Annotated in this window: 24 protein-coding genes; 14 read left to right on the top strand and 10 right to left on the bottom strand. The window is 71.7% G+C overall.

The window, feature by feature from the left end; all coding sequences use genetic code 11:
- Together kdpB and kdpC are read left to right on the top strand one after the other, a co-directional pair.
- Positions 1–1,433, top strand: a 1,433-nt coding sequence (gene kdpB, locus TR46_RS44170; RefSeq protein ID WP_042398355.1) for a potassium-transporting ATPase subunit KdpB, incomplete at its 5' end; no start/stop codon positions are given.
- A gap of 20 nt (positions 1,434–1,453) precedes the next feature.
- Positions 1,454–2,083: a potassium-transporting ATPase subunit KdpC gene (gene kdpC, locus TR46_RS12095; protein WP_042398357.1), complete on the top strand. Its 630-nt coding sequence runs from the start codon at positions 1,454–1,456 to the stop codon at positions 2,081–2,083.
- On the opposite strand, the gene TR46_RS12100 is transcribed toward kdpC, so the two are convergent.
- Positions 2,084–2,419: a nuclear transport factor 2-like protein gene (locus tag TR46_RS12100; protein ID WP_042398360.1), complete on the bottom strand. Its 336-nt coding sequence runs from the start codon at positions 2,417–2,419 to the stop codon at positions 2,084–2,086.
- Between the two features lie 103 nt (positions 2,420–2,522).
- Entirely contained in the window at positions 2,523–4,007 is a 1,485-nt protein-coding gene (pdxR, locus tag TR46_RS12105; RefSeq protein WP_084718351.1) for a MocR-like pyridoxine biosynthesis transcription factor PdxR, read from the bottom strand.
- A gap of 77 nt (positions 4,008–4,084) precedes the next feature.
- Here pdxR and TR46_RS12110 point away from each other — a divergent pair, with 77 nt between their 5' ends.
- Positions 4,085–4,534: a carboxymuconolactone decarboxylase family protein gene (locus TR46_RS12110; RefSeq protein WP_052432733.1), complete on the top strand. Its 450-nt coding sequence runs from the start codon at positions 4,085–4,087 to the stop codon at positions 4,532–4,534.
- A 13-nt stretch (positions 4,535–4,547) separates the two neighbouring features.
- On the opposite strand, the gene TR46_RS12115 is transcribed toward TR46_RS12110, so the two are convergent.
- The 3 genes from TR46_RS12115 to TR46_RS12125 all read right to left on the bottom strand — a co-directional run bounded on the left by TR46_RS12115 (position 4,548) and on the right by TR46_RS12125 (position 7,729).
- Positions 4,548–5,579, bottom strand: a complete 1,032-nt coding sequence (locus tag TR46_RS12115) for an EamA family transporter (RefSeq protein WP_042398364.1) — start codon at positions 5,577–5,579, stop codon at positions 4,548–4,550.
- Positions 5,580–5,682: 103 nt separating this feature from the next.
- On the bottom strand, positions 5,683–6,960 hold the full coding sequence (kynU, locus tag TR46_RS12120; RefSeq protein ID WP_236655309.1) for a kynureninase: 1,278 nt from the start codon (positions 6,958–6,960) through the stop codon (positions 5,683–5,685).
- Positions 6,950–7,729: a tryptophan 2,3-dioxygenase gene (locus TR46_RS12125; RefSeq protein WP_042398369.1), complete on the bottom strand. Its 780-nt coding sequence runs from the start codon at positions 7,727–7,729 to the stop codon at positions 6,950–6,952. The genes kynU and TR46_RS12125 overlap by 11 nt, the downstream gene beginning before the upstream one ends.
- A 165-nt stretch (positions 7,730–7,894) precedes the next feature.
- Here TR46_RS12125 and TR46_RS12130 point away from each other — a divergent pair, with 165 nt between their 5' ends.
- The 8 genes from TR46_RS12130 (at position 7,895) to TR46_RS12165 (ending at position 14,850) form a co-directional block, all read left to right on the top strand.
- Positions 7,895–8,329, top strand: coding sequence for an Lrp/AsnC family transcriptional regulator (locus TR46_RS12130; RefSeq protein WP_042398372.1), 435 nt, complete (start codon positions 7,895–7,897; stop codon positions 8,327–8,329).
- A gap of 24 nt (positions 8,330–8,353) precedes the next feature.
- On the top strand, positions 8,354–9,151 hold the full coding sequence (locus TR46_RS12135; RefSeq protein ID WP_042398374.1) for an alpha/beta hydrolase: 798 nt from the start codon (positions 8,354–8,356) through the stop codon (positions 9,149–9,151).
- A gap of 177 nt (positions 9,152–9,328) precedes the next feature.
- Positions 9,329–10,711, top strand: a complete 1,383-nt coding sequence (locus TR46_RS12140) for a family 2B encapsulin nanocompartment shell protein (protein WP_201776396.1) — start codon at positions 9,329–9,331, stop codon at positions 10,709–10,711.
- 66 nt (positions 10,712–10,777) lie between these two features.
- A complete protein-coding gene (locus TR46_RS12145) occupies positions 10,778–11,536 on the top strand; it encodes a bestrophin-like domain (RefSeq protein ID WP_042398378.1) in 759 nt (252 codons plus the stop codon).
- 121 nt (positions 11,537–11,657) lie between these two features.
- The gene (locus TR46_RS12150) at positions 11,658–12,155 is read left to right on the top strand and encodes a DinB family protein (RefSeq protein WP_042398381.1); all 498 of its coding nucleotides are present in this window, start codon (positions 11,658–11,660) and stop codon (positions 12,153–12,155) included.
- 154 nt (positions 12,156–12,309) lie between these two features.
- Positions 12,310–12,834, top strand: coding sequence for a SigE family RNA polymerase sigma factor (locus tag TR46_RS12155; protein ID WP_042398383.1), 525 nt, complete (start codon positions 12,310–12,312; stop codon positions 12,832–12,834).
- An 85-nt stretch (positions 12,835–12,919) separates the two neighbouring features.
- Entirely contained in the window at positions 12,920–14,194 is a 1,275-nt protein-coding gene (locus TR46_RS12160) for a hypothetical protein (RefSeq protein ID WP_042398385.1), read from the top strand.
- 53 nt (positions 14,195–14,247) lie between these two features.
- On the top strand, positions 14,248–14,850 hold the full coding sequence (locus tag TR46_RS12165) for a GNAT family N-acetyltransferase (protein WP_042398387.1): 603 nt from the start codon (positions 14,248–14,250) through the stop codon (positions 14,848–14,850).
- Positions 14,851–15,011: 161 nt separating this feature from the next.
- On the opposite strand, the gene TR46_RS12170 is transcribed toward TR46_RS12165, so the two are convergent.
- Both TR46_RS12170 and TR46_RS12175 read right to left on the bottom strand, forming a co-directional pair.
- Positions 15,012–15,587, bottom strand: coding sequence for a TerD family protein (locus TR46_RS12170; RefSeq protein WP_042398389.1), 576 nt, complete (start codon positions 15,585–15,587; stop codon positions 15,012–15,014).
- 140 nt (positions 15,588–15,727) lie between these two features.
- Entirely contained in the window at positions 15,728–16,219 is a 492-nt protein-coding gene (locus tag TR46_RS12175; protein ID WP_042398391.1) for a hypothetical protein, read from the bottom strand.
- A 119-nt stretch (positions 16,220–16,338) separates the two neighbouring features.
- On the opposite strand from TR46_RS12175, the gene arfB reads away from it, so the two are divergent.
- Complete coding sequence (gene arfB / locus TR46_RS12180; protein WP_042398393.1) at positions 16,339–16,767, top strand: alternative ribosome rescue aminoacyl-tRNA hydrolase ArfB; 429 nt, start codon at positions 16,339–16,341, stop codon at positions 16,765–16,767.
- A gap of 37 nt (positions 16,768–16,804) precedes the next feature.
- On the opposite strand, the gene TR46_RS12185 is transcribed toward arfB, so the two are convergent.
- Entirely contained in the window at positions 16,805–17,326 is a 522-nt protein-coding gene (locus TR46_RS12185; RefSeq protein ID WP_084718373.1) for a flavin reductase family protein, read from the bottom strand.
- Positions 17,327–17,847: 521 nt separating this feature from the next.
- On the opposite strand from TR46_RS12185, the gene TR46_RS12190 reads away from it, so the two are divergent.
- Both TR46_RS12190 and TR46_RS12195 read left to right on the top strand, forming a co-directional pair.
- Positions 17,848–19,545, top strand: a complete 1,698-nt coding sequence (locus TR46_RS12190; RefSeq protein WP_042398399.1) for a diguanylate cyclase domain-containing protein — start codon at positions 17,848–17,850, stop codon at positions 19,543–19,545.
- Between the two features lie 204 nt (positions 19,546–19,749).
- Positions 19,750–20,778, top strand: a complete 1,029-nt coding sequence (locus TR46_RS12195; RefSeq protein ID WP_042398403.1) for a CBM35 domain-containing protein — start codon at positions 19,750–19,752, stop codon at positions 20,776–20,778.
- 88 nt (positions 20,779–20,866) lie between these two features.
- Here TR46_RS12195 and nagA read toward each other — a convergent pair whose 3' ends face one another.
- Positions 20,867–22,156 (bottom strand): N-acetylglucosamine-6-phosphate deacetylase, encoded by a 1,290-nt coding sequence (nagA, locus tag TR46_RS12200; protein ID WP_042398406.1) that lies wholly within the window; start codon positions 22,154–22,156, stop codon positions 20,867–20,869.
- The gene (locus tag TR46_RS12205) at positions 22,099–23,091 is read right to left on the bottom strand and encodes an ROK family protein (RefSeq protein WP_042398409.1); all 993 of its coding nucleotides are present in this window, start codon (positions 23,089–23,091) and stop codon (positions 22,099–22,101) included. Before TR46_RS12205 ends, nagA begins: the two co-directional genes overlap by 58 nt.
- Positions 23,092–23,405: the final 314 nt, after the last annotated feature.

Raw genomic sequence — 23,405 nt, forward strand, 5'->3', positions numbered from 1 at the left:
ACGAGATCGCGCTGAACATCCTGCTGGCGTCGCTGACGATCGTGTTCCTGCTGGCGGTGGTGACGCTGCAGCCGATGGCGAAGTACGCGGGGGCCGAGCAGACCATCATCGTGCTGGTGGCGCTGCTGGTGGCGCTGATCCCGACGACGATCGGGGCGCTGCTGTCGGCGATCGGCATCGCCGGGATGGACCGACTGGTGCAGCGCAATGTGCTGGCCATGTCCGGACGCGCGGTCGAGGCCGCCGGGGACGTGTCCACGCTGTTGCTGGACAAGACCGGCACCATCACCTTCGGCAACCGCCAGGCCGCCGAATTCCTGCCGATCGACGATGTGACCGACCGCCGGATCGCGGACGCCGCCCAGCTCTCCTCCCTCGCGGACGAGACGCCCGAAGGCCGCTCCATCGTGATCCTGGCCAAGGAGAAGTACGGCCTGCGCGAACGAACCCAGGGCGAGCTGACGCACGCCACCTGGATCGAGTTCACGGCGCAGACCCGGATATCGGGTGTGGACCTGGACGACCCGTCAGGGGTGCACGCGGTACGCAAGGGCGCTGCCGGATCGGTCGCCGCCTGGGTGCGGGAGAACGGCGGCAGCACCGGCCAGGAGCTGGAGATCGCCGTCGAGCGCATCTCCAACCGGGGCGGAACCCCGCTGGTGGTGGCCGAGAAGCGCGGCAGCGGGCCTGCCCGCGCCCTGGGCGTGATCTACCTCAAGGACGTGGTCAAGCCCGGCATCAAGCAGCGGTTCGAGGACCTGCGGGCGATGGGCATCCGCACAGTCATGATCACCGGTGACAACCCGTTGACGGCCGCGGCGATCGCGGAGGAGGCGGGCGTGGACGACTTCCTCGCCGAGGCCACTCCCGAGGACAAGATGGCCCTGATCAAGAAGGAGCAGGCCGGCGGCAAGCTGGTCGCCATGACCGGCGACGGCACCAACGACGCCCCGGCCCTGGCCCAGGCCGATGTGGGCGTGGCCATGAACACCGGCACCTCGGCCGCCAAGGAGGCCGGGAACATGGTGGACCTGGACTCCAACCCCACCAAGCTGATCGAGATCGTCGAGATCGGCAAGCAGCTCCTGATCACCCGCGGCGCCCTGACCACGTTCTCCATCGCCAACGACGTGGCCAAGTACTTCGCGATCATCCCCGCGATGTTCGCCTCGGTGTACCCGGGGCTGCGCCACCTGAACATCATGGCCCTGGACAGCCCCAAGTCGGCGATCACCTCGGCGATCATCTTCAACGCCCTGATCATCATCGGACTGATCCCGCTGGCCCTGCGCGGAGTGCGCTACAAGCCCTCCTCCGCACAGTCGCTGCTGCGACGCAACCTGGGCGTCTACGGCATCGGCGGCCTGATCCTCCCCTTCGTCGGGATCAAGGCGATCGACCTGATCGTCCAGTTCATCCCCGGTCTGCACTGAGAGAAGTGGTGTGACACATCATGGCTAAACCCCTTCCCACCCCGGTGCGCAACCACCTGACCGGCTTGCGGATCCTGCTGCTGTTCACCGTGCTCTGCGGCCTGCTCTACCCGCTGGCGATCACCGGGATCTCCCAGGTCGCCTTCTCCAGCCAGGCAAACGGCTCACTGGTCAAGGACGGCAGCGGAAAGGTCGTCGGCTCTTCGCTGCTCGGACAGAACTTCACCGTGGTCTCCGCGGACGGCAGGACCGTCAGCCCGGACCCCGAGCTGTTCCAGTCCCGGCCCTCCGCGGCAGGCGCGAAAGGCTACGACCCCACGGCCTCCGGCGGCACCAACAAGGGCACCGACGACCCCGACCTGGCCGGCACCTACACCCAGCTCAAGGCGGCCGTCGCCGAGTTCAACGGCGTCGCGCAGAGCCAGGTGCCGCCGGACGCGATCACCAAGTCCGGCTCCGGCCTGGACCCGGACATCAGCCCGGCCTACGCCGCCATCCAGGTCGGCCGGGTCGCCCGGGCCCGCGGCCTGACCGACGCCCGGGTCCAGGCCCTGGTCACGAAGTACACCCGGAGCCGCACCCTCGGCTTCCTCGGCGAGCCCCGGGTCGACGTGCTCGACCTCAACATCGCCCTCACCGAGCTGGGGTGATCAGTCGGCCATCACCATCCGGTCGATGTGCTCGCCATCCGGCGAGAGCGTGAAGGCGAGGGTGGACGGGCCGTTGTAGCCGCCGTCGGTGCTGATCGTCACGGTCAGCACCGGCGGCTGCCGCTTGCCCTGATGCACTGTCAGTCTGCCGTTCAGGCCGAGGAATTCTCGGTCGCTCCAACCGCGGACCTGGTCCCGACCGGTGAACACCCGGCCCCAGTCGTCCACCGCTCCCTCGGCGCCGAAGAGTTCGGCGAAGGCAGCGGAGTCTCCGCGGCGGACGGCGTCCAGCAGGCGGTGGACCGGGACCGGCATGGTGCAGTCAGCTGTCTTCATACCCCAGAGCCTGGCCGATCGTCCGGCTGCCGGCACCGGCCCCAGGACCGGTGCCGGCACCGGACTTTCGTCCTCGGTCGCCGGTCGTAGTTGCCGGCTCCTCTCAGGCCACCGACGTCAGCACCTGGCACAGGGTGTCCAGCGCCCCGGCGAAGGCGTGCTCGGCCGGGGTGCCGTAGCCGACGACCAGGCCGTCCGCCGCTTCGGAGCGGGGAACCGCGGGGTGGCGGAAGGAGTCCAGCCCCTGGACGGCCAGCCCCAGCCAGTCGGCGCTGCGCAGCACCTCCTGCTCCGTCCCCGGCGGCAGCCGCAGCACCGCGTGCAGTCCGGCGGCGATCCCGCCGACCCGGACCGCCGGCACCCGCTCGGCGAGCGCGGCGACCAGCCGGTCGCGGCGGCGGCGGTAGCGCAGCCGCATCGCCCGCAGATGCCGGTCGTAGCCGCCGGAGGCGATGAACTCGGCGAGCGTCAGCTGGTCCAGCACGCTCGGGTGGCGTTCCCCGGCGTGCTTGGCGGTCACCACCCGGTCCACCAGGTGCTCGGGCAGCGCCATCCAGCCCAGCCGGAGCGCGGGGGCCAGACTCTTGCTCGCCGTCCCGAGGTACACCACCCGCTCGGGGTCCAGGCCCTGCAGCGCGCCCACGGGCTGGCGGTCGTAGCGGAACTCGCCGTCGTAGTCGTCCTCCAGCACCAGTCCGCCGGTGGCGGCGGCCCAGTCGACCGCGGCCGCGCGCCGGTCCGGGTGCAGCGGGACGCCGGTGGGGAACTGGTGGGCGGGAGTGAGCAGTACCGCACCACTGTGTCGATGTGTCGTCAATTGTGCTGTGGCGGCGCCATGCTGATCAACCGTCAGAGGAGTGGTGGCCAGCCCGCTCGCGGTGACCAGTTCGCGGTGGACGTGCAGCCCGTAGGACTCCATGGCCAGGGTGCGCACCCCGTCGGCGCGCAGGACGCGGCTGAGCAGGGACAGGCCCTGGGTGAACCCCGAGCAGACGACCAGCCGCTCCGGGTCGGTGCGCACGCCCCGGGCCCGGGCCAGGTACTCTGCCAGCGCCTCGCGCAGCGGCAGGCAGCCGCGCGGATCGCCGTAGCCGAACGCCGCGTTGGGCGCCGTGGCCAGGGCCCGGCGGGCGGCGGCGAGCCAGGCCGCGCGGGGGAAGGCGGAGAGGTCGGGGCAGCCGGCGTAGAAGCCGTTGGAGGTGTGGAAGGGGGCGAACGGCTCCGGGCGGGCGGGGCGCCGGACCGGCTTGGCGGCGCGCTTCGTCCGCCGTCCGCCGTCGTTCCGGGCCACCCGCTGGGCGACCCGGGTCCCGGACCCCTGGCGGGCCGACAGCCAGCCCTCGGCGACCAGCTCCCCGTAGGCGTCGGCGACGGTGTTGCGGGCCACCCCGAGGTCGGCGGCCAGGGAGCGCGACGGGGGCAGCCGGGTGCCCGGGGTCAGCCGTCCACTGCGGACGGCCTCGCGCAGGGCGTCGGTGAGGGAGGCGCGGACGCCGCCGGGCCCGTCGAGGTCCAGGTCGAGGTGGAGGTCGACGGTGCCCGGTGCGCTACCGGCCGCGCTGCTGGAATTGGCCCGCTGTTCTGCCATGGAAATGGACCATACTCCTGTGCTACTTGCGCCATAGGTTTGTGCTCGTGACCACGAACCGCACGCAAGGAGTCGACATGACCGGCCAGCGCATGAACCTCGCCAAGCTCGCCCCCGAGGTCTACCAGGCGATGGTCGCCCTCGACCGCGCCGCCACCAAGGGCGTCGACCCGGTCCTGGCCGAGCTGGTCAAGATCCGGTCCTCGCAGCTCAACCACTGCGCCTTCTGCCTCGACATGCACAGCCGCGACGCCCGGAAGGGCGGCGAGACCGAGGAGCGGATCTACCTGCTCAGCGCCTGGGAGGAGGCCGGCCCGGTCTTCACCGAGAAGGAGCAGGCCGCGCTCGCGCTGACCGAGGCCGTCACCGTCATCACCGACGGCTTCGTCCCGGACGAGGTCTACGAGCGCGCCGCCAAGCACTTCGAGGAGGCGGAGCTGGCCCAGATCATCGCGCTGATCTTCACCATCAACTCCTGGAACCGCATCGCGGTGACCACCCGGATGCAGCCCACGCTGGGGCGTTGACGGTCAGTGGGGTTCAGTGGAGTGCGGGGGTCTCGACGGCGGGGAGCGGTTCCACGCCGATCTCCGTGAGCACCGGGCCCTCGGACGGGGTCGAGGGTCCGGCCGACGTCTGGGCGATGCCCGCGCCGAGCAGGACCAGCAGGCCGCCGACCACCTGCGGCAGTGCCAGGTGCTCCCCGAGCAGGACCCAGGCCAGCACGGTGCCCACCACCGCCTCCAGGCAGGCGACGACCCCGGCGACCTGCGCGGACAGATGGCTGACCGCGGCGACCCCGGTCACATAGGCCACCACGGTCGCGACCACGATCACCCAGCCGAGCAGCAGCAGCGCCGGCACCTGCCGCCCGCCCATGGCGACGTCATGGCCGAAGACCGACCAGTCGATGTCCCACGGGCGGGAGGCGGCGGTGAAGACGATCGAGCCGACCAGCAGTCCGTAGGCGCTCAGCGCGATGGCGTCCACCGGCTTCTCGTCGGTGCGACTCGCTCCGCGCTTCTTCCGGGAGCCGGAGCCGACGTCCTCCGCCAGCACGAAGTAGGCGACCTGGCAGAACGCCGCGCCCAGCCCCAGGGCCACGCCCCAGGGGTTGAGGCCGCCGAGTCCGCTCCAGATCTGCACCACGCAGCACAGCCCGATCACGGCCAGCAGCGCCCCGAGCGCGGCCCTGCGCCCGACCTTGCGGCGCTGGACCAGCCGGATGTAGCCGAGCAGCAGCGGCGGCCCCAGGTACTCGATCAGCAGCGCCACGCCGACCGGGATCAGCGCCAGCGAGGCGAAGGAGAGGCCCTGGCAGCCGGCCACGGCGAACAGTCCGAAGCCGAGGACCAGCCCGGGGCGGCGCCGCGGCAGGTCGCGGTGCTTGATCAGCACAGGCAGCAGGATCAGCACCGCTCCGGTCGCCCGCAGCCAGACCACGTCCAGGGGCGTGAGCCCGGCCTCGATCAGCGGTTTGGCCGCAGTCCCCGATCCGCCGAAGGCGCAGGCGGAGACGACGATGAGGACCAGGCCGGTGAGCCGGTTCGGGGTGCGGGCGGTGCGGGGCATTGCGCCATTCTGGCAGGGCCCGACCGGCCTCCGACAGGGGTTTGGAGGCAGGACGGTGCTGTACATGTTGTACGGGCTGTACAGCGGGTTCGGGTCGTACCGGTCAGGTCACTGCTCCGGCCGAGGCCGCGAACCGCTCCTCGCCCCAGACGCCCGACTCCAGCACCTCACGCAGCGCGGTCGCCGCGTCCTGGACGTCCCGGTGGCTGAGGTAGAGCGGGGTGAAGCCGAAGCGCAGCACGTCCGGGGCCCGGAAGTCGCCGATGACGCCGCGTTCGATCAGCGCCTGCATCACGGCGTAGGCGTGCGGGTGCCGCAGTGAGACCTGGCTGCCGCGGCGGGACGGCTCGGCGGGGGTGAGCGAGGGCAGGCCCAGGGGCGCGGTGAGCTGCAGGAAGAACGAGCTCAGGCTGAGGCTCTTGGCGCGCAGCGCGGAGAGGTCGACCTCGTCCCAGAGGTCGAGTGCAGCTTGCAGGCCGGCCATGCTGAGCAGCGGCGGGGTGCCGGTGAGGAAGCGTCCGATCCCGGGGGCCGGGCGGTAGCCGGGCTCGAAGGCGAAGGGGTCGGCATGGCCGAACCAGCCGGTGAGCGGCTGCTCGGCGGCGTCGTGGTGGCGGGCGGCGGCGTAGAGGAAGGCGGGGGAGCCGGGGCCGCCGTTGAGGTACTTGTACGTGCAGCCGACCGCGAAGTCCACGTCGGCGGCGTCCAGTTCGACCGGCAGGGCCCCGACCGAGTGGCACAGGTCCCAGACCACCAGCGCGCCGTGCCGGTGGGCGAGCGCGGTGATGTCCGCCATGTCGCGCAACTCGCCGGTGCGGTAGTCCACATGGGACAGCAGCAGGACGGCGGTGTCGTCGCCGAGCAGCTCGGCCAGGGAGTCGGCGGTCCAGCCGTCGCGCGGCAGCAGCCGGCGGTCGCGCGGGTGCACGCCGACGCCCTCGGTGAGGTAGAGGTCGGTGGGGAAGCTGCCCAGCTCGGCGACCAGGGCCCGCCGTTGCGGGCGCAGCCGCCGGGCCGCGGTGAGCACCTTGAACAGGTTCACCGAGGTCGAGTCGCAGACCACGGTCTGCCCGGGCGCGGCGCCGACCAGCGGGGCGATCCGGTCGCCCAGTCCGCGCGGCAGGTCGTACCAGCCGGCCTCGTTCCAGCTGCGGATCAGGCCCTCGCCCCACTCCTGCCGCACCAGCCGGGCGATCCGCTCGGGGGTGTGCACCGGGAGCGCGCCGAGGGAGTTGCCGTCCAGGTAGAGCACACCCTCGGGGAGGGTGAACCGGGAGCGGAAGCCGCGCAGCGGGTCGGCGGCGTCGAGGGCGGCGGCGTCGGGCGGCGTGGCGTCGAGGGCGGCTGCGTCCATGGGGGCGGACAAGGCGTCAGAGGGCATTGCGGGCACTCCACAGGTCGGGGAAGACGTCCTGGTCGGCAGCCTTCTGCAGCCAGCTGAGGCCGCTGGAGCCGCCGGTACCGGGCTTGGCCCCCATGGTCCGCTTCACCGAGGTGTAGTGCCGCCTGCGCCACTCGCTGACCCGTTCGGCGACGTCCAGCAGCAGTTCGCCGAAGAGGGCGAACTCCCGCTGCGGCGGGTCGCTGCTGCGGTAGATCCCGGTCCAGCCCTCGGCGTCGGCGCTCAGCCCGTGCCGCGCCAGCAGGGCGGCCACGTCGTCGTAGAGGGAGGGGCCGTTCAGGGTCTCGGTGAGTTCGGCGTGCACCCGGGGATGTCCCGCGTAGAGGTCGAGCAGCGGCGCGTGCTTGTTGCCGAGCAGGAACTCCAGGTGCAGGTAGGCGTACGACTGGAAGCCGCTGGCCTCGCCCAGGTACGGGCGGAACGCGCTGAACTCCACCGGGGTCATCGTCGCCAGCAGGTCCCAGGAGCCGACCAGGACGTCCTGGACGCCGAGCCCGCGGCGCAGCGCTGCGGTGGCCCCGGCCAGGTCGTCGGCGCGCAGCGCGTGCTGGGCGGAGGTCCACTCCTGGCGCAGCTGGGCGAAGAGCAGCTCCATCACCTGGGTGGCGACGATGAAGGTGCGCTCGGCGGGCTCCTTGCTGCGCGGGTGCTGGAGCGAGTGGAGTTCGTCGATCCCGGCGTAGGCGGTGTACGGGGTGGTGGGCTCGCCGAAGTCGAGCCGGGGTGAGGTGGGAGTTCGGGATGCCATCGGTCTCTCCGTCGTCGCTTGCTGCCTGGCGCGCTCGCCTCCGTTATTCTGCGCGGCGGAAGGCCCTGGCTGAATGGCCGGTGGATCCCGGTTGGGCCGTTCTGCCTACTATGGGAAAGGTAGATGCCCCCATCGGGTTGCCGATCGACAGGCGGGTGGATCTGAGTGGACACCGTGGACCGCCGGCTGCTCGCCGAGCTGCAGCAGGACGCCAGACTGTCGTTCAACGAGCTCTCGCGCCGGGTCAACCTGTCCTCGCCGGCCGTCGCCGAACGGGTGCGCAGGCTGGAGGCGTCCGGGGTGCTGACGGGGTACCACGCGCAGGTCGACCTGGTCCGGGCCGGACGGCCGGTCAGCGCGCTGGTCCAGGTCCAGTGCTACGGGCCGCGGTGTGTACTGCGCGACCCGGCCGTCGCCGACTGGTCGGAAGTACTGCAATTGCACCGGGTCACCGGAGGCGCCTGCTGCGTGCTCATGGTGGCGGTAGCGTCGATGGCGGACTTCGAATCCCTCATCGACCGCTTGGCCGAGTACGGGCAGCCGTCCAGCACCATGATCCTCTCCAGTCCGGTGCAGTGGCGGCCCGTCGAACCGGCCTGACCGCAGGCTTGAAGGAGTTACGGCATGAGTGAGGTGCTGAACCGCCCCGCCCCGCCGCCCGACCACACCGCGCGCTACGGCTCGCATCCGGAGCAGGTCGTCGACCTGAGGATGCCCAAGGACGGCCCGGCCAACGGCACCCTGGTGGTGCTCATCCACGGCGGCTTCTGGCGGGCCGCGTACGACCGCGCCCACACCGGGCCGCTGGCCGACGCGCTGGCCGCGGCCGGGTACACCGTCGCCGTCCCCGAGTACCGGCGGGTGGGCTCCTTCGGCGGGGGGTGGCCGGGGACCTTCGACGACCTGTCGGTGTTCCTGGAGACCCTGCCCGTCATCACCACCGCCCACGGCATCAGGACCAAGCGCACGGTGCTGGTCGGCCACTCGGCCGGCGGCCATCTCGCGCTCTGGGCCGCGGCCCGGCACCGGCTGCCGGCCGGCTCCAACTGGCGCAGCCAGTGGCGACCGGACGCCGTGGTCGCGTTGGCCGGCTGCGCCTCGCTGGCGCTGGCCGACCTCTGGGAACTGAGCTCGGGCGCGGCCGCCGAGCTGCTCGGCGGCGGCGTGGACGAGGTGCCTGAGCGCTATGCGCTGGCCGATCCGGGCGCGCTGCTGCCGCTGGGCGTCCCGGTGACGCTGCTGCACGGGACCATGGACGACGACGTACCCGTCGACATGAGCCGCGAGTTCGCGGGGCTGTCGGAGCGGTCGGGCGAGCCGGTGCGGCTGGTGGAGCTCCCGGGGATGGACCACTTCGCGCTGATCGACCCGCTGTCGCCGGCCTGGCCGCACCTGCTGGAGGCCGTCGCCGACGGCGGGTGAACGGCTGCCGGCGGCAGGCTGACGGTCCGGCATATCGCTTGCTGCATATGCGAACAGCGGCCGGGGCTACCCCGAATGGGTGTCGAACATGTGCACTCGATCAGGGAATGGAACCTTGTGGTCCCAGCCCCCACCCTGGAAACGCGGTTCACACGTTCTCCGGGGAGGCAGCAGCAGATGACGGACGAGCAGACGGCTCTCGGCACAGCAGCAGCGAAGAACCTTGCGACCACCACCAAGACGGCCCCGCAGATGCAGGGCATCACCTCGCGGTGGCTGTTGAAGATGCTGCCGTGGGTGGAGGTGTCCGGCGGTACCTACCGGGTCAACCGGCGGCTCACCTACACCACCGGACGGGGGCGGATCAGCTTCTCGCAGACCGGCGCGGAGGTGCGGGTCGTGCCGCCGACGCTGGCGGAACTGCCGGTCCTGCGCGGCTTCGAGGACCAGGCGCTGCTCACCGAGCTGGCCGGGCGCTTCGAGCAGCGCGAGTTCGAGCCCGGCGAGGTGGTCGCCGGGCTCGGCGCCCCCGTCGACCATGTCCTGGTCGTCGCCCACGGCAAGATCCGCAAGCTGGGGGACGGCAAGTTCGGCGACCACGACGCGGTCCTGGGCACCCTGGCCGACGGCGACCACTTCGGCGACGAGGCGCTGACCGAGGACGCGGCCACCTGGCCCTGGACCGCCAAGGCCGCCACCGCGGGCACGCTGCTGGTGCTGCCCCGGGAGGCCTTCGCCGACCTGCTGGCCCGTTCCGGCGCGCTGCAGGCCCAGGTCGACGGGTACATCGCCGAGGCCTCCTGGGCGCAGGACAGGCACGGCCAGGCGGCCATCGACCTCGCCTCCGGCCACGAGGGCGAGGAGGAGCTCCCGGGCACCTTCGTGGACTACGAACTCGCGCCGCGCGAGTACGAGTTGAGCGTCGCGCAGACGGTGCTGCAGGTGCACAGCAGGGTGGCCGACCTCTACAACCAGCCGATGAACCAGATCGAGCACCAGCTCAAGCTCACCGTGGAGGCGCTGCGCGAGCGGCAGGAGCACGAGATGGTCAACAACCCGGACTTCGGGCTGCTGCACAACGCCGACCACGAGCAGCGCATCCACACCCACAGCGGCCCGCCCACCCCGGACGACATGGACGAGCTGCTGTCCCGCCGGCGCGGTTCGAAGTTCTTCCTGGCCCACCCGCGTGCCATCGCCGCGTTCGGACGCGAGTGCAGCAAGCGCGGGCTCTACCCGGACGCGGTGGACGTCGGCGGCCACCGGATCCCGTCCTGGCGCGGGGTGCCGATCTACCCGTGCAACAAGATCCCGGTGAACGGCGGGCACACCACCTCGATCATGGTGATGCGTACCGGGGAGGACAACCAGGGCGTGGTCGGCCTGCACCAGACCGGCATCCCGGACGAGTACGAACCCGGGCTGTCGGTGCGGTTCATGGGGATCAACGAGAAGGCGATCATCCAGTACCTGGTCAGCACCTACTACTCGGCGGCGGTGCTGGTCCCGGACGCGCTCGGGGTGCTGGAGAACGTCGAGGTGGCCCATCCGCGCGACTGACGGCACGGCCGTGACCGCGACCGTGACCGGACATCCCTCGGGCCCCGACCATCTGGAGCGTGGCGATTGAGCTGGACGGACGTGGCGATCCTGGTCGGATCGCTGGCGCTGGCCGCACTGGTGCTGTGGCTGCTGGAGCGCCATGTCCCGCACCCCCGCCGGGAGTTGCACAACGATGTGGCCGGCTTCATCTTCGCCGGCATCGGGGTGATCTACGCGGTCCTGCTGGCCTTCGTGGTGATCTCGGTCTGGGAGAACGTCGACTCGGCCCGGCAGACCACCTTCAAGGAGGCGGACGCGCTGGCGGGCGTGTACTGGATCTCCCGTGAACTGCCGCTGCCCGTCGGCGCCACGATCGAGCACGACACCCTGGACTACGCCCACACGGTCCAGGACACCGAGTGGCCCCTGATGGGGTCGCACAAGAGCAGCCCCCAGGCCACCCAGGAGGTCTATGCCATCCGCAACGCGGTGAACTCCTTCCAGCCGGCCGACCCGCAGCAGGAGGTGCTGTACGAGCACGCGGTGTCCCATGTCGAGGACCTGGCCACGGAGCGGAGGGCGAGGCTGACGGAAGTGGAGGACTCGGTCCCGCCCATCCTCTGGGGCGCGCTGATCCTGGGCGCGGTGGTGACCATCGGTTTCACCTACCTCTTCGGCCTGTCCAACACGCTGGTCCACTCGCTGATGGTGCTGTCGCTGACAGCGCTGGTGGTGGGCTCGCTGATCCTGGTGAAGGAGATGAACTACCCCTTCCTCGGCGTCACCAAGGTCGAGCCGACGGCCTTCCAGGTCTTCCTGGACCGGCTGCCGACGCCCCGATGAACGACCTGACGACGCGGGTGAACTAGGACAGAAACTGACCTGGTTGCTCCGTAGCGTGGGGGCTACCGACTTCGCAGCAGGGAAGCAGCGGCGAAGATGCAGAGAGAAAGTGGTGGCCCCCATGCCCGTACTCGTTTCCGCCGAGACCGATGAGCGTGCCGAGCTGCTCCAGTTCGTGGAGGCCCAGCGCGGTGCGCTCCGCCGCGCCGTCGGCGGCCTGACCGAGGAGCAGGCCTCCTCGCGCTCCACGGCGAGCGAACTGTCGGTGGTGGGGCTGGTGAAGCACTGCGCCGAGATGGAGAGCAACTGGATCCGGGTGATCCTGGCCGGCCGGCCTGGACTGGTCCAGCGGGACCAGTCCAACTGGGGCGACAGCTTCCGACTGGTCGACGGTGAGACCGTCGACTCGGTTCTCGCCTTCTACGACACCGTCGCCGCCGAGACCGCCGAGATCGTCGGCGCCCTGCCGGAGGCGCCGTGGTTCCCCCCGAACTCGGTCCGCTCGGCCCGCTGGATCCTGCTCCACCTCATCGAGGAGGTCGCCCGCCACGCCGGCCACGCCGACATCCTCCGCGAGTCGGTCGACGGCGCGACGGCGTTCGCGCTGCTGGGCTGGTAGCGCCGGAGGAACGAACGGAGAGCCGCCCCACCGGGACCGGGTGGGGCGGCTCTCCGTTGTAACGTCCGCACGGTCCCTCCGCGTCATAGGTGCAGAAGCAGAGAACGGAACAGCGACCACACCATTCGCAGTCGACTGCACACCCGGGGGCCCAGTGAAGCAGGCACAGGTCGATGAGTACCTGGAATTCGCGACCGCGCGCAGCGGGCACCTCTACCGGACGGCCTGCCTGCTGGCCGGCGGCGACAGCCATCTGGCCGAGGACCTGGTGCAGGAGACCCTGGGGCGGCTGTATGTGCACTGGCGCCGGGTCTCCGTCGCCGACAACCCGGCGGCGTACGCGCACACCGTGCTGGTGCGGGTGTTCATCAGCCACCGGCGCCGGCGCAGCAGCGGTGAGCGTCCCACCGGGTTCGTGCCCGACGGGGCCGACGGTTCGTCAGCAGGCCTGGGGCAGGGGGATGCCGCGCTCCGGCTGACCCTGTTGACGGCGCTCAGCCAGCTGTCGGTCCGGGACCGCGCCGTCGTGGTGCTCCGCTACTGGGAGGACCGCAGCGTCGAGGAGACCGCGACGGCGCTGCGGCTCAGCGCCGGCGTCGTCCGCGTGCAGAGCTCCCGCGCGCTCAAGCGGCTCCGCCAGATCCTCGGCAGCAGCCTCGGCGACCTCGCGCACAACTAGCGACAGACCCTGGCCGTTCCGGCTCCACAGCAACGTCTGCGCACCAACTCCTGCTCCCCCATTCGACCGTGAGGACGGCACTGCCATGCCATTCGAAGACGAACTCACCGACGCACTCAACGACACCGGCAACAGCTTCCGGCCCGATCTCACCCGCCTGGTCAACTCCGGCGTCGAGGACGGCCGCCGCCGCAACCGCCGCCGCCGGGCGGTCGGGGTGCTCGGCACCGTCACCGCACTCGCGGTGGTCGGCGTCGGCGGGACCTACGCCGCAGGTGCGCTGTCCAGCGACCAGAGCACCGGCAGGTCCGCCGCCCCCAAGCCCTCCACGAGGGTGAGCGGGACGCCGACCACACCCGCCACCGTGCAGGTGTCCGGGACCGGGGTGGCCCGGCCCGGACTCAGCCAGGCCCAGTTGGACGCCGTCACCAAGAAGGTGATGTCCGCCTTCGGCACCGTGACGATCTCCAGGAGCAACACCCCGAGCGGCGGCGCCAACGGCTCCAGCGGGGTGCTGGACGACCACCAGGGCAAGGCCGCGTTCGACGTCTCGCTGCAGTGGGCGGACGGCGGCGACGCCTCGGCCGGGAAGGCCTGTCCCGACCCCACCCTGGTGCCCACCGAGGGCTGCTCGGTCACCCGGCTCCCGGACGGCAGCCATGTGCTGGTGAGCCGGGGCTGGGAGTACTCCAGCAAGAAGGGCGGGATGAAGGACTGGTACGCCATCCTCACCCGGTCCGACGGGCGCCAGCTGATGATCAACGAGTACAACTCGGCCGAGGAGAAGGGCGGCGTCACCCGGACCGACCCGCCGCTGACGGCCGCTCAGCTCAAGACCGCGGTGACCGCCGCGGCCTGGGGCCCCGCCATCGCCTCGCTGTCCAAGCCGGTCGCCGCCCGGGGCGCCGGGCCGGCCGCATCCGCCGACCTGGCGGGCGGCGCGCTCGCCAAGGTGCTCGGCGGCCTGCTGCCGCAGGGGCTCACCCGCTCCCAGGAGCACACCGAGTCCGGCTTCGTCGACCTGCGGCTGAACGACGGGAAGGGCGCGGGCCTGTTCCAGATCAATGTGCAGGACTGGAGCGCGGCCCTGGCGAAGAACGACCCGTCGTTGGCCGCCCTCTACGGCGGCGCGACCGTGCTCCCGGACGGCTCCAAGCTGGTGACCCGGCAGACCGGGGCCGAGAAGGGCGGCAGCGGCGCGGTGCAGTGGACCGCGGACCTGCTGCGGCCGGACGGTCTGCGGATCGTGGCCATGGAGTTCAACTCGCCGGCCCAGGGCAGCGCGGCGGACCGGGCCACCCCGGTGCTGACCATGGCGCAGCTGCAGGCGATCGTCAGCAGCCCGGCCTGGAAGAAGTAGCCGCGACGTGGCCGCGTCGGCATCCCGTCACCTGCGTGTGGAAAGGTGGCGGGATGCCGACGATCCGCGCCTACCGACCCGCCGACCGCGAGGCCCTCTACGACGTCTGCGTCCGTACCGGGCACAACGGCGGTGACGCCACCGACCTCTACCGGGACCCGCGGATCCTGCCGGACATCTTCACCGGCCCCTATCTCGCGCTCCGGCCGGACCTGGCGTTCGTGCTCGCGGACGAGCAGGACCGGGCGGTGGGCTACATCCTCGGCGCCGCCGACACCGCGGCGTTCGTCGCCGAGTTCCGCCGGGACTGGCTGCCCACGGTCGCCGCGCGCTACCCGGAGGGCAGCGGCACCGGGCGGGACGCGGAGCGGATCAGGGACCTGCACCATCCGGAGTGGATGTGGCACGAGGAACTCGCCGAGTACCCGGCGCACCTGCACATAGACCTCCTTCCGGAGGCCCAGGGAAAGGGCGCGGGGCGGGCCCTGATGGGAACCTACCTGGCGGCGCTGCGGGCCCTCGGGGTACCGAGGGTGCACCTCGGGATGAGCGCGGCGAACACCGGCGCCAAGGCCTTCTACGACCGCCTGGGGTTCCACGAATTGCACCGGACGCCGGACGGGAGAGGGTTGTTCCTCGGGCGCGGGACGGACTGAGGGACCGTCGGGTGCGGACCGTAGTGGGCTGGCAGCGCAGTTCCCCGCGCCCCTACGTAGGTGCAACGTGCCCACGGGCGGGTCAGTTGCAGCTACGTAGGGGCGCGGGGAACTGCGCGACAAACCAGCTACGGTCCGCAGCTCAAGGTCCCTCGGGAACCCTAGAGGTTGACGCCGAAGTCGCGGGCGATGCCCGACAACCCGGAGGCGTAGCCCTGGCCGATGGCGCGGAACTTCCACTCGGCGCCGTTGCGGTAGATCTCGCCGAAGACCATGGCGGTCTCGGTCGCGGCGTCCTCGGAGAGGTCGTAGCGGGCGATCTCGGCGTCGCCGTTCTGGTTGACGACGCGGATGAAGGCGTTGCGGACCTGGCCGAAGTTCTGGCTGCGGTTCTCGGCGTCGTAGATGGAGACCGGGAACACCAGCTTGTCGGCCTCGGCCGGGAGGCCCGCCAGGTTCACCTTGATCTGCTCGTCGTCGCCCTCGCCCTGGCCGGTGAGGTTGTCGCCGGCGTGGACCACGGTCTGGTCCGGGGTGGAGGTGTTGTTGAAGAACACGAAGTGCTTGTCCGAGAGGACCTTCCCGGAGGCGTCCAGGACGATGGCGCTGGCGTCCAGGTCGAAGTCGGTCCCGGTGGTGGTGCGCACATCCCAGCCGAGGCCCACGGTGATGGCCGTGAGGCCCGGTGCCTCCTTGGTGAGGGAGACATTTCCGCCCTTGGACAGGCTTACCGGCATGGTGGGGCCCCTTCCTGATCCTGCTTGTGTCGGTGTGGTGGTGCGCTCTCCGGTAAGAACGTGGGGGGAGCCTCTTACGGTTCCCACTCTTAGCGGGCTTATCGGACGCCTACGGCTCTCTTCCCTACAGCCCTACCGCGTTACGGCACCCGGGGGAAGCGGGACTGCAGTTCCCACACGGTCGCGTTGTCGGCCAGGCCGTCGTGCAGGTCGCACAGGTCGGCGATCAGGTCCTGCAGGAAGTCGCGGGCCTCGCGCCGGAGTTCGGGGTGGCGGACGGTGAGCGGCGGCCCGTCCACCCAGTCGGCGCGGATCTCCACCCAGTTGAAGCGACGGCTGAAACGCAGCAGGTCGGCCGACTCGGTGAAGTCCAACTCGCTGGTCTGCAGGGCCGAGCCGCGGCTGCCGGAGGGGTCACGGTCGATCTCCTCGACGATGTCGCACAGCGCCCAGGCGAAGTCCAGCACCGGGACCCATCCCCAGGCTGTGGACAGGTCGGCGCGGTCCGCGCCCTGCAGGTGGATGTCGCCGCAGAACAGGTCGTGCCGCAGGGCGCGGGCGCCGACGCTGCGGTAGTCGGTCTGCGGGGGGTCGGGGAAGCGGGTGGAGAGCGAGTAGCCGAGGTCGATCACCGGACGATGGTCGCACGCGGTGCGCGGCCGGCCGCGTCGCGGCCGGCGCCGCACGGGCCGCACAGGTGTCGGGGCAAAACCCCTGGCGGCCTCGGGCGGGATGCGGGGATCATGGGGGCATGTCCCTTCCCGTGCGCGTACGCGGCTCGGTCGTCGTTCCCGACGCCGAGCTCCTGTGGCGTTTCTCGCGCTCCGGTGGGCCTGGCGGCCAGCATGTGAACACCTCGGACACCCAGGTGGAGCTGCGCTTCGACATCGCCGCGTCGGCGGTGCTGCCGCAGGTGTGGAAGGAGCGGGCGCTGGAGCGGCTGGCCGGCCGGCTCGTGGACGACGGGGTGCTGGTGGTGCGGGCTTCCGAGCACCGCTCGCAGTGGCGCAACCGGGAGGCCGCCGCGGTGCGCCTGGGCGCGCTGCTGAGCGAGGCGGTGGCCCCGCCGCCGCGGGCGCGCCGGGCGACCCGGCCGAGCCGCGGGGTGGTGGAGCGCAGGCTCACCGACAAGAAGCGGCGCGCCGATGTGAAACGGGGGCGTTCGGGCCGGTTCGACTGACGTCGGGTCAGCCCAGCCGCACGGCCGGCCCAGGCGTTCAGCCCAGGCCGTGGTACTGGCCGCGGAAGTAGAGCAGGGGGGCGCCGCCGTGGGCGGCGATCCGGGCGTCCAGGACGCGGCCGATCAGCAGGATGTGGTCACCGGCGGATATCCGCTGCTCGGTCCGGCACTCCACGGTCGCCAGCGCCCCGTCCACCAGCGGCGCGCCGCTCTCGGGGCCGCGGTGGTGCGGCAGGTCGGCGAAGAGCAGCCGGTCGCTGATCCGCCCCTTCATGGCGAAGCGGGCCGCGGTCTGCCGCTGGTCGGCGCCGAGGATCGAGACCGCCCAGCGGTCGACCCGGCTGAGCGTCTCCTCCATCCGTGAGTCCTCCCGCACCGAGACCAGGACCAGCGGCGGCTCCAGCGAGACCGAGAGGAACGCGGTGGCGGTCATCCCGACGTCCTCGCCGCGGGGCCCGTCCTCGGGGTCGTGCGCGGTCAGCAGGACCACCCCGGAGGCCAGCTGGCCCAGGGCGGCCCGGAAGGCCTCAGGGGTGGCTTCCGAGGCCGCCGCGGCCATGGCGGCGGCGGAGGCGGGGGAACCGTTGGGAGAAGGGAGCGCGGCTTCGTACACGCTACGCACGGTATCTTCGCCCGCACCCGGTCCGCATCGGCCCATGGACCGAGTCCGGCGCCGTGCGCAGGTCCTAGGCGGGCCGTGAGCCGCTGTCTGCCGTCGTGAAGTGACGGAACAGACAGGGGAGTGTGGGGGAAACGCGTGTTTTCACCCCTAGGAGTGAACACTTAGGCCTCGGCGGCGGGATGATGCCTTCAGTTCTTGGGACGGCCGACCGAGGCAGGGGGAGGGGCCCGGGTGCGTATTGGCAGGGTTTGCCCAGGATGAACTGGTTATCGGGACTGGCGAGTTGTGTGAGTTGAGTCACAAGTGGCGTTCATTTGCTGACCCAGCGTGCCGATTGATGTGCTCCCTGTGATTCAGTTTGTTTGGCAATCGGACGATAGGCATGACAGGCACCATCAGGGCCAGCACTGTGCGTTCGCGGTCTCGGAGCGCAGTCACAGTCACGGAGGGAGTGCGTGATGGACACCGAGTCCGAGCCGTACGTCCGACTCGCGACCCTGCGCACCCTGCACCGCGTCATCGCCGACCTCAATGCCGCGCGCAGCCTGGCCGGCACCCTCCAGGCCGTCGTCGAGGGCGCGGTGAACGGCCTCGGCTTCGAGGCGGCCGTGGTCAACCTGGTCCGTCCGGACGGCGACCTGGTGATCGCCGCGGTCTGGGACGGCGCCGCGGAGGAGAACACCGAGGGCGGCATCGACAGCCTGCTCGGCCAGGTCGGCTCCCGGGAGTCCTGGAACCGGCTGCTCAACGTCGGCGAGGTCTGGGGCTCGCTGGTCTTCGTCCCGCACGAGCGCAGTTGGGCCTGCAACCCCGACATCCCCACCTGGGGCGGCACCTCGGCCGGTGAGCTCACCCCGGCCGCGTCGCCCTCCTTCGACCCCTGGCATCCCGACGACGTGCTGCTGGCGCCGATGTACAGCCTGGGCGGCGAGCTGCTCGGCGTGCTGTCCGTGGACCGGCCGCGCAACGGCCGCAGACCCGGGCAGTGGACCCGGGAGTCGTTGGAGATGTTCAGCCAGCAGGCCGGGATCGCCATCGGCAACGCCCGGCTGCGGGCCGAGATGCAGCGCGCCCTGATCCGGCTCGAACGCGAGCAGCACACCCTGCGCGCCAGCGAGGAGAGCTTCCGCCAGGCGTTCGAGTACGCGCCCAGCGGGATGGCCATCACCGAGCTGCACGGCGCCCAGCGCGGCAAGCTCACCCGGGTCAACGACGCGCTGTGCCGGCTGCTCGGCCGTCCCAGGGCCTCGCTTCAGCGGCAGGGCTTCGAGGACCTGGTGCACCCCGAGGACGAGGGCCTGCTGCGCCGGGTCTCGGCCGAGAACGGCCGCGCCGAGGTGCGGCTGGCCCGGCGGGACGGCGGTTACCAGTGGGTCTTCCTGCGCAACTCGGTGGTCGCCGACACCGAGGAGGGGGCCCGCTTCCTGCTCACCCATGTCGAGGACATCGAGGACCGCAAGCGCCACGAGCTGCAGCTGGTCCACCGGGCCAGCCATGACGCGCTGACCGGTCTGCCGAACGCGGCCGAGCTCAAGGCCCGGCTGCGGCTGCGGCTGTGCGGGCACCCGCAGGAGCCGGACGTCCGCTCGGTGGCGGGGGCGGCGAGCGGTGCGGCCGTCGGCGGGGCGGACGACCACGGCTACAACCTGGCCGGCTACGGCGGCGGACCCTACGACGGCGGCTTCGACCACGTCCACGCGGTGCTGCCGGACGACCCCGCCGCCGAGGCGCGCGGCGGTCGCGGGCTCGCGGTGCTCTTCTGCGACCTGGACGGGTTCAAGTCCATCAACGACCGCTTCGGCCACGGCGCGGGCGACGCGGTGCTGATCGAGGTGGCCCGGCGGCTGCAGCACGAGGTCCGCCAGGGCGACACGGTGGCCAGGCTCGGCGGCGACGAGTTCGTGGTGCTGGCGGACGGCCTCGGCCGGGACGAGGCCAAGGACCTGGCCGGGCGGCTGCGCACCGCGATCATCCCGCCGATGCGGGTGGACGGGCGCGCGGTCCGGGTCGGTGTGAGCCTCGGCATCGGCTGGGCCGGTTGTGGCATGTCCATTGATGAAGTGCTGCACACGGCAGATGAGCGGATGTACCTGGAGAAGCGCGCCAGGGCGGGCGCCGCGGGCGGCGGAAGCCGTTCACACCGGCGCGCGGGCTGACCCGGGGGGCGTATCGGGCGCACAGTGCTCCGGGACGTCCGGTGCTTACCTGCGTGTCGCCCGGGGCGGGTAGTGTGCTCGGGATAAGGCGTGCCCGCCGACCCCGGCGGGCGGTCCGACGCCTGTAGTCGATCATGTAGCGTGACCCTTCCGCCGCTCGAGCGGGGGCGGTCGGTCTTCCACTGCTGGGGAGTTGATATCTCGATGTCGCCCGAGAACCAAGGCGTGCCCGAGGACGACGACCCGTTCGCCTACCTGTACCGGGGCGAGGGGGCGGACGGCGGCGCCACGCTGGAGACCGCGCCGATGCCCGGGGTGCCGCGTACCTCGTACCAGCACGCCACCCAGGTCGGCCGGACCCAGTACGGCCAGCAGCGGCCCCAGCAGGGCCCCGGCCCGGGCCAGGTGCCCGGCCAGACCGGCTACCAGGGCCAGGGCCCCTCGGTGTACGAGGACCAGCCGACCGCGCAGTACCGGGCTCCGGGCCAGGCCGCCCCCGGCGGATACCAGGGCCAGCAGACCGGCTACCAGCCCGGCCAGCCCGCCCAGACCGGCTACCAGGGCCCGCCGCCCGGGGGCAGGGCCGGGAGCCGGAACGGCGGCCGCAGCGGGGGTCGCGGCGTGATGTTCGGCGCCGTCGCGGTGGTCGCCGCCGTGGCGATCGGCATCGCCGTCGCCGCGTTCAGCAACAACGGCAAGCCGGTCGGCGCCAGCGCCGGCGCCGGTACCAGCGCGGGCGCCTCCGCCGGCGCGTCCAGCCAGGACTCGGCCAGCGCCTCGGCCTCCGCCTCCGCCTCGGCGACAGCGCTCCCGGGCCCGACCGACGCCGACAAGCTGACGCTGGGCGGCGGCGCCGCGGTGATGAACGACCACAAGGGCGCCAACTCGGCGGACGGCGGCTTCGTCCCGCTCACCGCGGTCGGCCAGAGCATCACCTGGACCACCACGCTGCCCGCCGACGGCACCTACTACCTGTGGGTGCACTACGCCAACGCCGGCGCCGACAGCGCGGCGGCGGTCACGGTCAACGGGACGGCCAAGACGTCACCGATGAATCTGAAGAACTTCACCAAGGCCACCGACTGGGACAAGGCCTGGCAGTCCTCGTGGACCCAGGTGACCCTGAAGTCCGGCAGCAACACCATCATGATCAGCGACGGCGGCGCAGGTCAGGGCGGTGTGAACATCGACCAGATCGCGGTGACCCAGACCCAGAACCGTCCCTGGTCCTGACCTCCCGACGACCTGAACCCGAAGCCCCCGCGGTCGCTACCACGGGGGCTTCGGCGTGCCGGGGACCTGGGGACCCGCTGTCGGGGGCTCAGACCCGGGCCGGGGCCCGGAGCCGCTCGGAGCCGACCACCCACTCGCCCCGGCGCATCACCGCGACCAGTTCGTGGGCGTCGTCCAGCACCACCAGATCGGCGTCCTTGCCCACCTCGATCGAGCCGACCCGGTCGGCCACCCCGAGCAGCCGGGCCGGGTTCAGCGACAGCACCTGGGCCGCGCGGACCAGCGAGAGCCCGTTCAGGGCCACCGCCCGGCGGAAGGCCACGTCCAGGGTGAGCGTGCTGCCCGCGATGGAGCCGCCCTCGACCAGCCGGGCCACCCCGTCCTCGACCCGGACCTGGAGCGGGCCGAGCGGGTAGAGCCCGTCGCCGAAGCCGGCCGCCGACATGGCGTCGGTGATCAGCGCGACCCGGTCCAGGCCCGCGCCGGTCATGGCCAGGTCGATCACGGCCGGGTGCAGGTGCACGCCGTCGCCGATCAGTTCGACGGTGATGCGCTCGTCCTCCAGCAGCGCGACGATCGGGCCCGGGGCCCGGTGGCCGATCGCCGGCATCGCGTTGAACAGGTGGGTGGCCACCGTCGCGCCCGCCTCGATGCCCTCCAGCACCTTGTCGTAGTTGGCGTCGGTGTGGCCGATGGCCGCGATCACGCCCAGCTCCTTGAGCAGCCGGATCGACTCGATGCCGCCGTCCAGTTCCGGGGCCAGGGTGACCATCTTCGCGGTGCCGCGGGCGGCGTCCACCAGCTTGCGGACCAGCGCCGGGTCCGGGTCCCGCAGCAGGTCGGGCTGGTGCGCCCCGCAGCGGTTGATGCTGATGAAAGGGCCCTCGAAGTGCACCCCCGCCAGCAGCCCGTCCTCGACCAGCTCGCTGAGCACCGAAGCCTGCCGGCAGACCTCGTCGATCTCGCCGGTGACCGTGCTGGCCACGGTGGTTGTGGTGCCGTGCTCCAGGTGGGTCCGGGCCGCGACCAGCGCCTCCTCGGCGATGCCGGAGGCGTAGGAGGCGCCGCCGCCTCCGTGGACGTGCATGTCCACGAAGCCGGGGACCACGGTGCAGCCCGACAGGTCGAAGGCGTCGGCGCCGGGGTCCAGCGGGGCTGCTGCTCCGGCTGCTGCTCCGGCCTGGGGAGTCGGGCTGCTGTCGGCCCCGGTGCTGCCGATCTCGGCGATCCGACCGTTCTCGACGGTCAGCCGTCCGCTGTCGACGACACCGGTGGGCAGGACGAGCCTGGCCCCGGTCAGCACAGTGCGGTCCGCGTTGCTCACGCGGTCACCTCCAGTGAGAGCAGATCCCAGGCGAGCAGCCCTGCGCCCAGGCATCCGGCGGTGTCTTTGAGCATCGCCGGTACGAGCGTGGGCGGCACCTGGAACGTGATCCGTTCCTGGAGCGCGGCACGCAGCGGTGTGAACAACGTCTCTCCGGCCTCGGCGAGCCCGCCGCCGAGGATCACGGTTCGGGGGTCGAGCAGGCTCTGCACCACGACCAGGCCGTCGGCCAGGGCGGCTACGGCGTCGTCCCACACCCGTTGGGCCCGCTCGTCCCCGGCCTCGACGGCGCGGGCGCAGTCGGCGGCGTCGGCGTCCGGGTCGCCGCAGGCCGCGGCCCAGGCGCGGGTGATCGCCGCCGCGGAGGCCAGGGTCTCCAGGCAGCCGCGGGCCCCGCAGCCGCACTGGGGTCCGCCGGGGCGGACCACGATGTGGCCGATCTCCCCGCCGTTGCCGTGGGCGCCCGGGTCGATCCGTCCGTCGATGCCGTAGCCGCCGGCTATGCCGGTGCCCAGGGCCACGAAGAAGAACCGGTCCGCCCCCCGCCCGGCGCCGATCCGCCCCTCGGCGTAGGCACCGGTACGGACGTCGTGCCCCAGTACCACGGGCAGCGGCTCGCCGTGGCCCGCCCGTCGCCCACCACCACCCTTGTGCGGAAGCCCTTCGGGCCATTTGCTCAGCCGTTCCCCCAGCAGCTGCCGCATGGGCAGGTCGCGCCAGCCGAGGTTGGCCGAGAACACGGCGATGCCGCGCTCCTGGTCGACGGTCCCGGGGACCACGACTCCGGCGGCCGCCGCGGCGGTGCCGTAGCGGCGCAGGCCCTCGTCGCGCAGGTGCGCGGCGAAGTCCAGGATGCCGGCGACGACCGCGTCGGTGCCCTGCTCCCTGCCGGTGGGACGGCGCTCCTCATGGAGCAGGGTGCCGTCCTGGGCGACGAGTGCGGCTTTCATGCCGGTCCCGCCGACATCGAGTGCGATGACGTGCTTCACGGGGGACAGTCTCCCTTTCAAGGGGAGTAGAGGTCTAGTCCAGTTTGCGGATTGGTCTGGTCCAACCTGCAAGTGGGCCGGAATCGGGGGATTTGTTGCCGTGCCGCTACCGAGCGTCATCCGCCGGTGTCACCGCCTTGAGCTGCGCGGATGCCGACCAGGCCTCCCGCTGTGGTCTAGACCAAGTGGAACCGCAGGTCACCGGCCCATCGATTCCGCAAGGCTGTTCCACAAAATTCATCGGGGGAACCTTCGCGATCGTCACTGTAGGACATCTGGGCGCCTTGAAGGGCGGGGTGACTGACGGATATTCA

This window comes from Streptacidiphilus carbonis, assembly GCF_000787775.1.
Classification (GTDB): domain Bacteria; phylum Actinomycetota; class Actinomycetes; order Streptomycetales; family Streptomycetaceae; genus Streptacidiphilus; species Streptacidiphilus carbonis.

Bases quoted from the DNA above. Each gene is read 5' to 3' on its own strand.
- kdpC (WP_042398357.1), top strand. From the start codon at position 1,454: ATGGCTAAACCCCTTCCCACCCCGGTGCGCAACCACCTGACCGGCTTG.
- TR46_RS12100 (WP_042398360.1), bottom strand. From the start codon at position 2,419: ATGAAGACAGCTGACTGCACCATGCCGGTCCCGGTCCACCGCCTGCTG.
- pdxR (WP_084718351.1), bottom strand. From the start codon at position 4,007: ATGGCAGAACAGCGGGCCAATTCCAGCAGCGCGGCCGGTAGCGCACCG.
- TR46_RS12110 (WP_052432733.1), top strand. From the start codon at position 4,085: ATGACCGGCCAGCGCATGAACCTCGCCAAGCTCGCCCCCGAGGTCTAC.
- TR46_RS12115 (WP_042398364.1), bottom strand. From the start codon at position 5,579: ATGCCCCGCACCGCCCGCACCCCGAACCGGCTCACCGGCCTGGTCCTC.
- kynU (WP_236655309.1), bottom strand. From the start codon at position 6,960: ATGCCCTCTGACGCCTTGTCCGCCCCCATGGACGCAGCCGCCCTCGAC.
- TR46_RS12125 (WP_042398369.1), bottom strand. From the start codon at position 7,729: ATGGCATCCCGAACTCCCACCTCACCCCGGCTCGACTTCGGCGAGCCC.
- TR46_RS12135 (WP_042398374.1), top strand. From the start codon at position 8,354: ATGAGTGAGGTGCTGAACCGCCCCGCCCCGCCGCCCGACCACACCGCG.
- TR46_RS12140 (WP_201776396.1), top strand. From the start codon at position 9,329: ATGACGGACGAGCAGACGGCTCTCGGCACAGCAGCAGCGAAGAACCTT.
- TR46_RS12150 (WP_042398381.1), top strand. From the start codon at position 11,658: ATGCCCGTACTCGTTTCCGCCGAGACCGATGAGCGTGCCGAGCTGCTC.
- TR46_RS12160 (WP_042398385.1), top strand. From the start codon at position 12,920: ATGCCATTCGAAGACGAACTCACCGACGCACTCAACGACACCGGCAAC.
- TR46_RS12165 (WP_042398387.1), top strand. From the start codon at position 14,248: ATGCCGACGATCCGCGCCTACCGACCCGCCGACCGCGAGGCCCTCTAC.
- TR46_RS12170 (WP_042398389.1), bottom strand. From the start codon at position 15,587: ATGCCGGTAAGCCTGTCCAAGGGCGGAAATGTCTCCCTCACCAAGGAG.
- arfB (WP_042398393.1), top strand. From the start codon at position 16,339: ATGTCCCTTCCCGTGCGCGTACGCGGCTCGGTCGTCGTTCCCGACGCC.
- TR46_RS12185 (WP_084718373.1), bottom strand. From the start codon at position 17,326: ATGGCCGCGGCGGCCTCGGAAGCCACCCCTGAGGCCTTCCGGGCCGCC.
- TR46_RS12190 (WP_042398399.1), top strand. From the start codon at position 17,848: ATGGACACCGAGTCCGAGCCGTACGTCCGACTCGCGACCCTGCGCACC.
- TR46_RS12195 (WP_042398403.1), top strand. From the start codon at position 19,750: ATGTCGCCCGAGAACCAAGGCGTGCCCGAGGACGACGACCCGTTCGCC.
- nagA (WP_042398406.1), bottom strand. From the start codon at position 22,156: ATGCCTGGGCGCAGGGCTGCTCGCCTGGGATCTGCTCTCACTGGAGGT.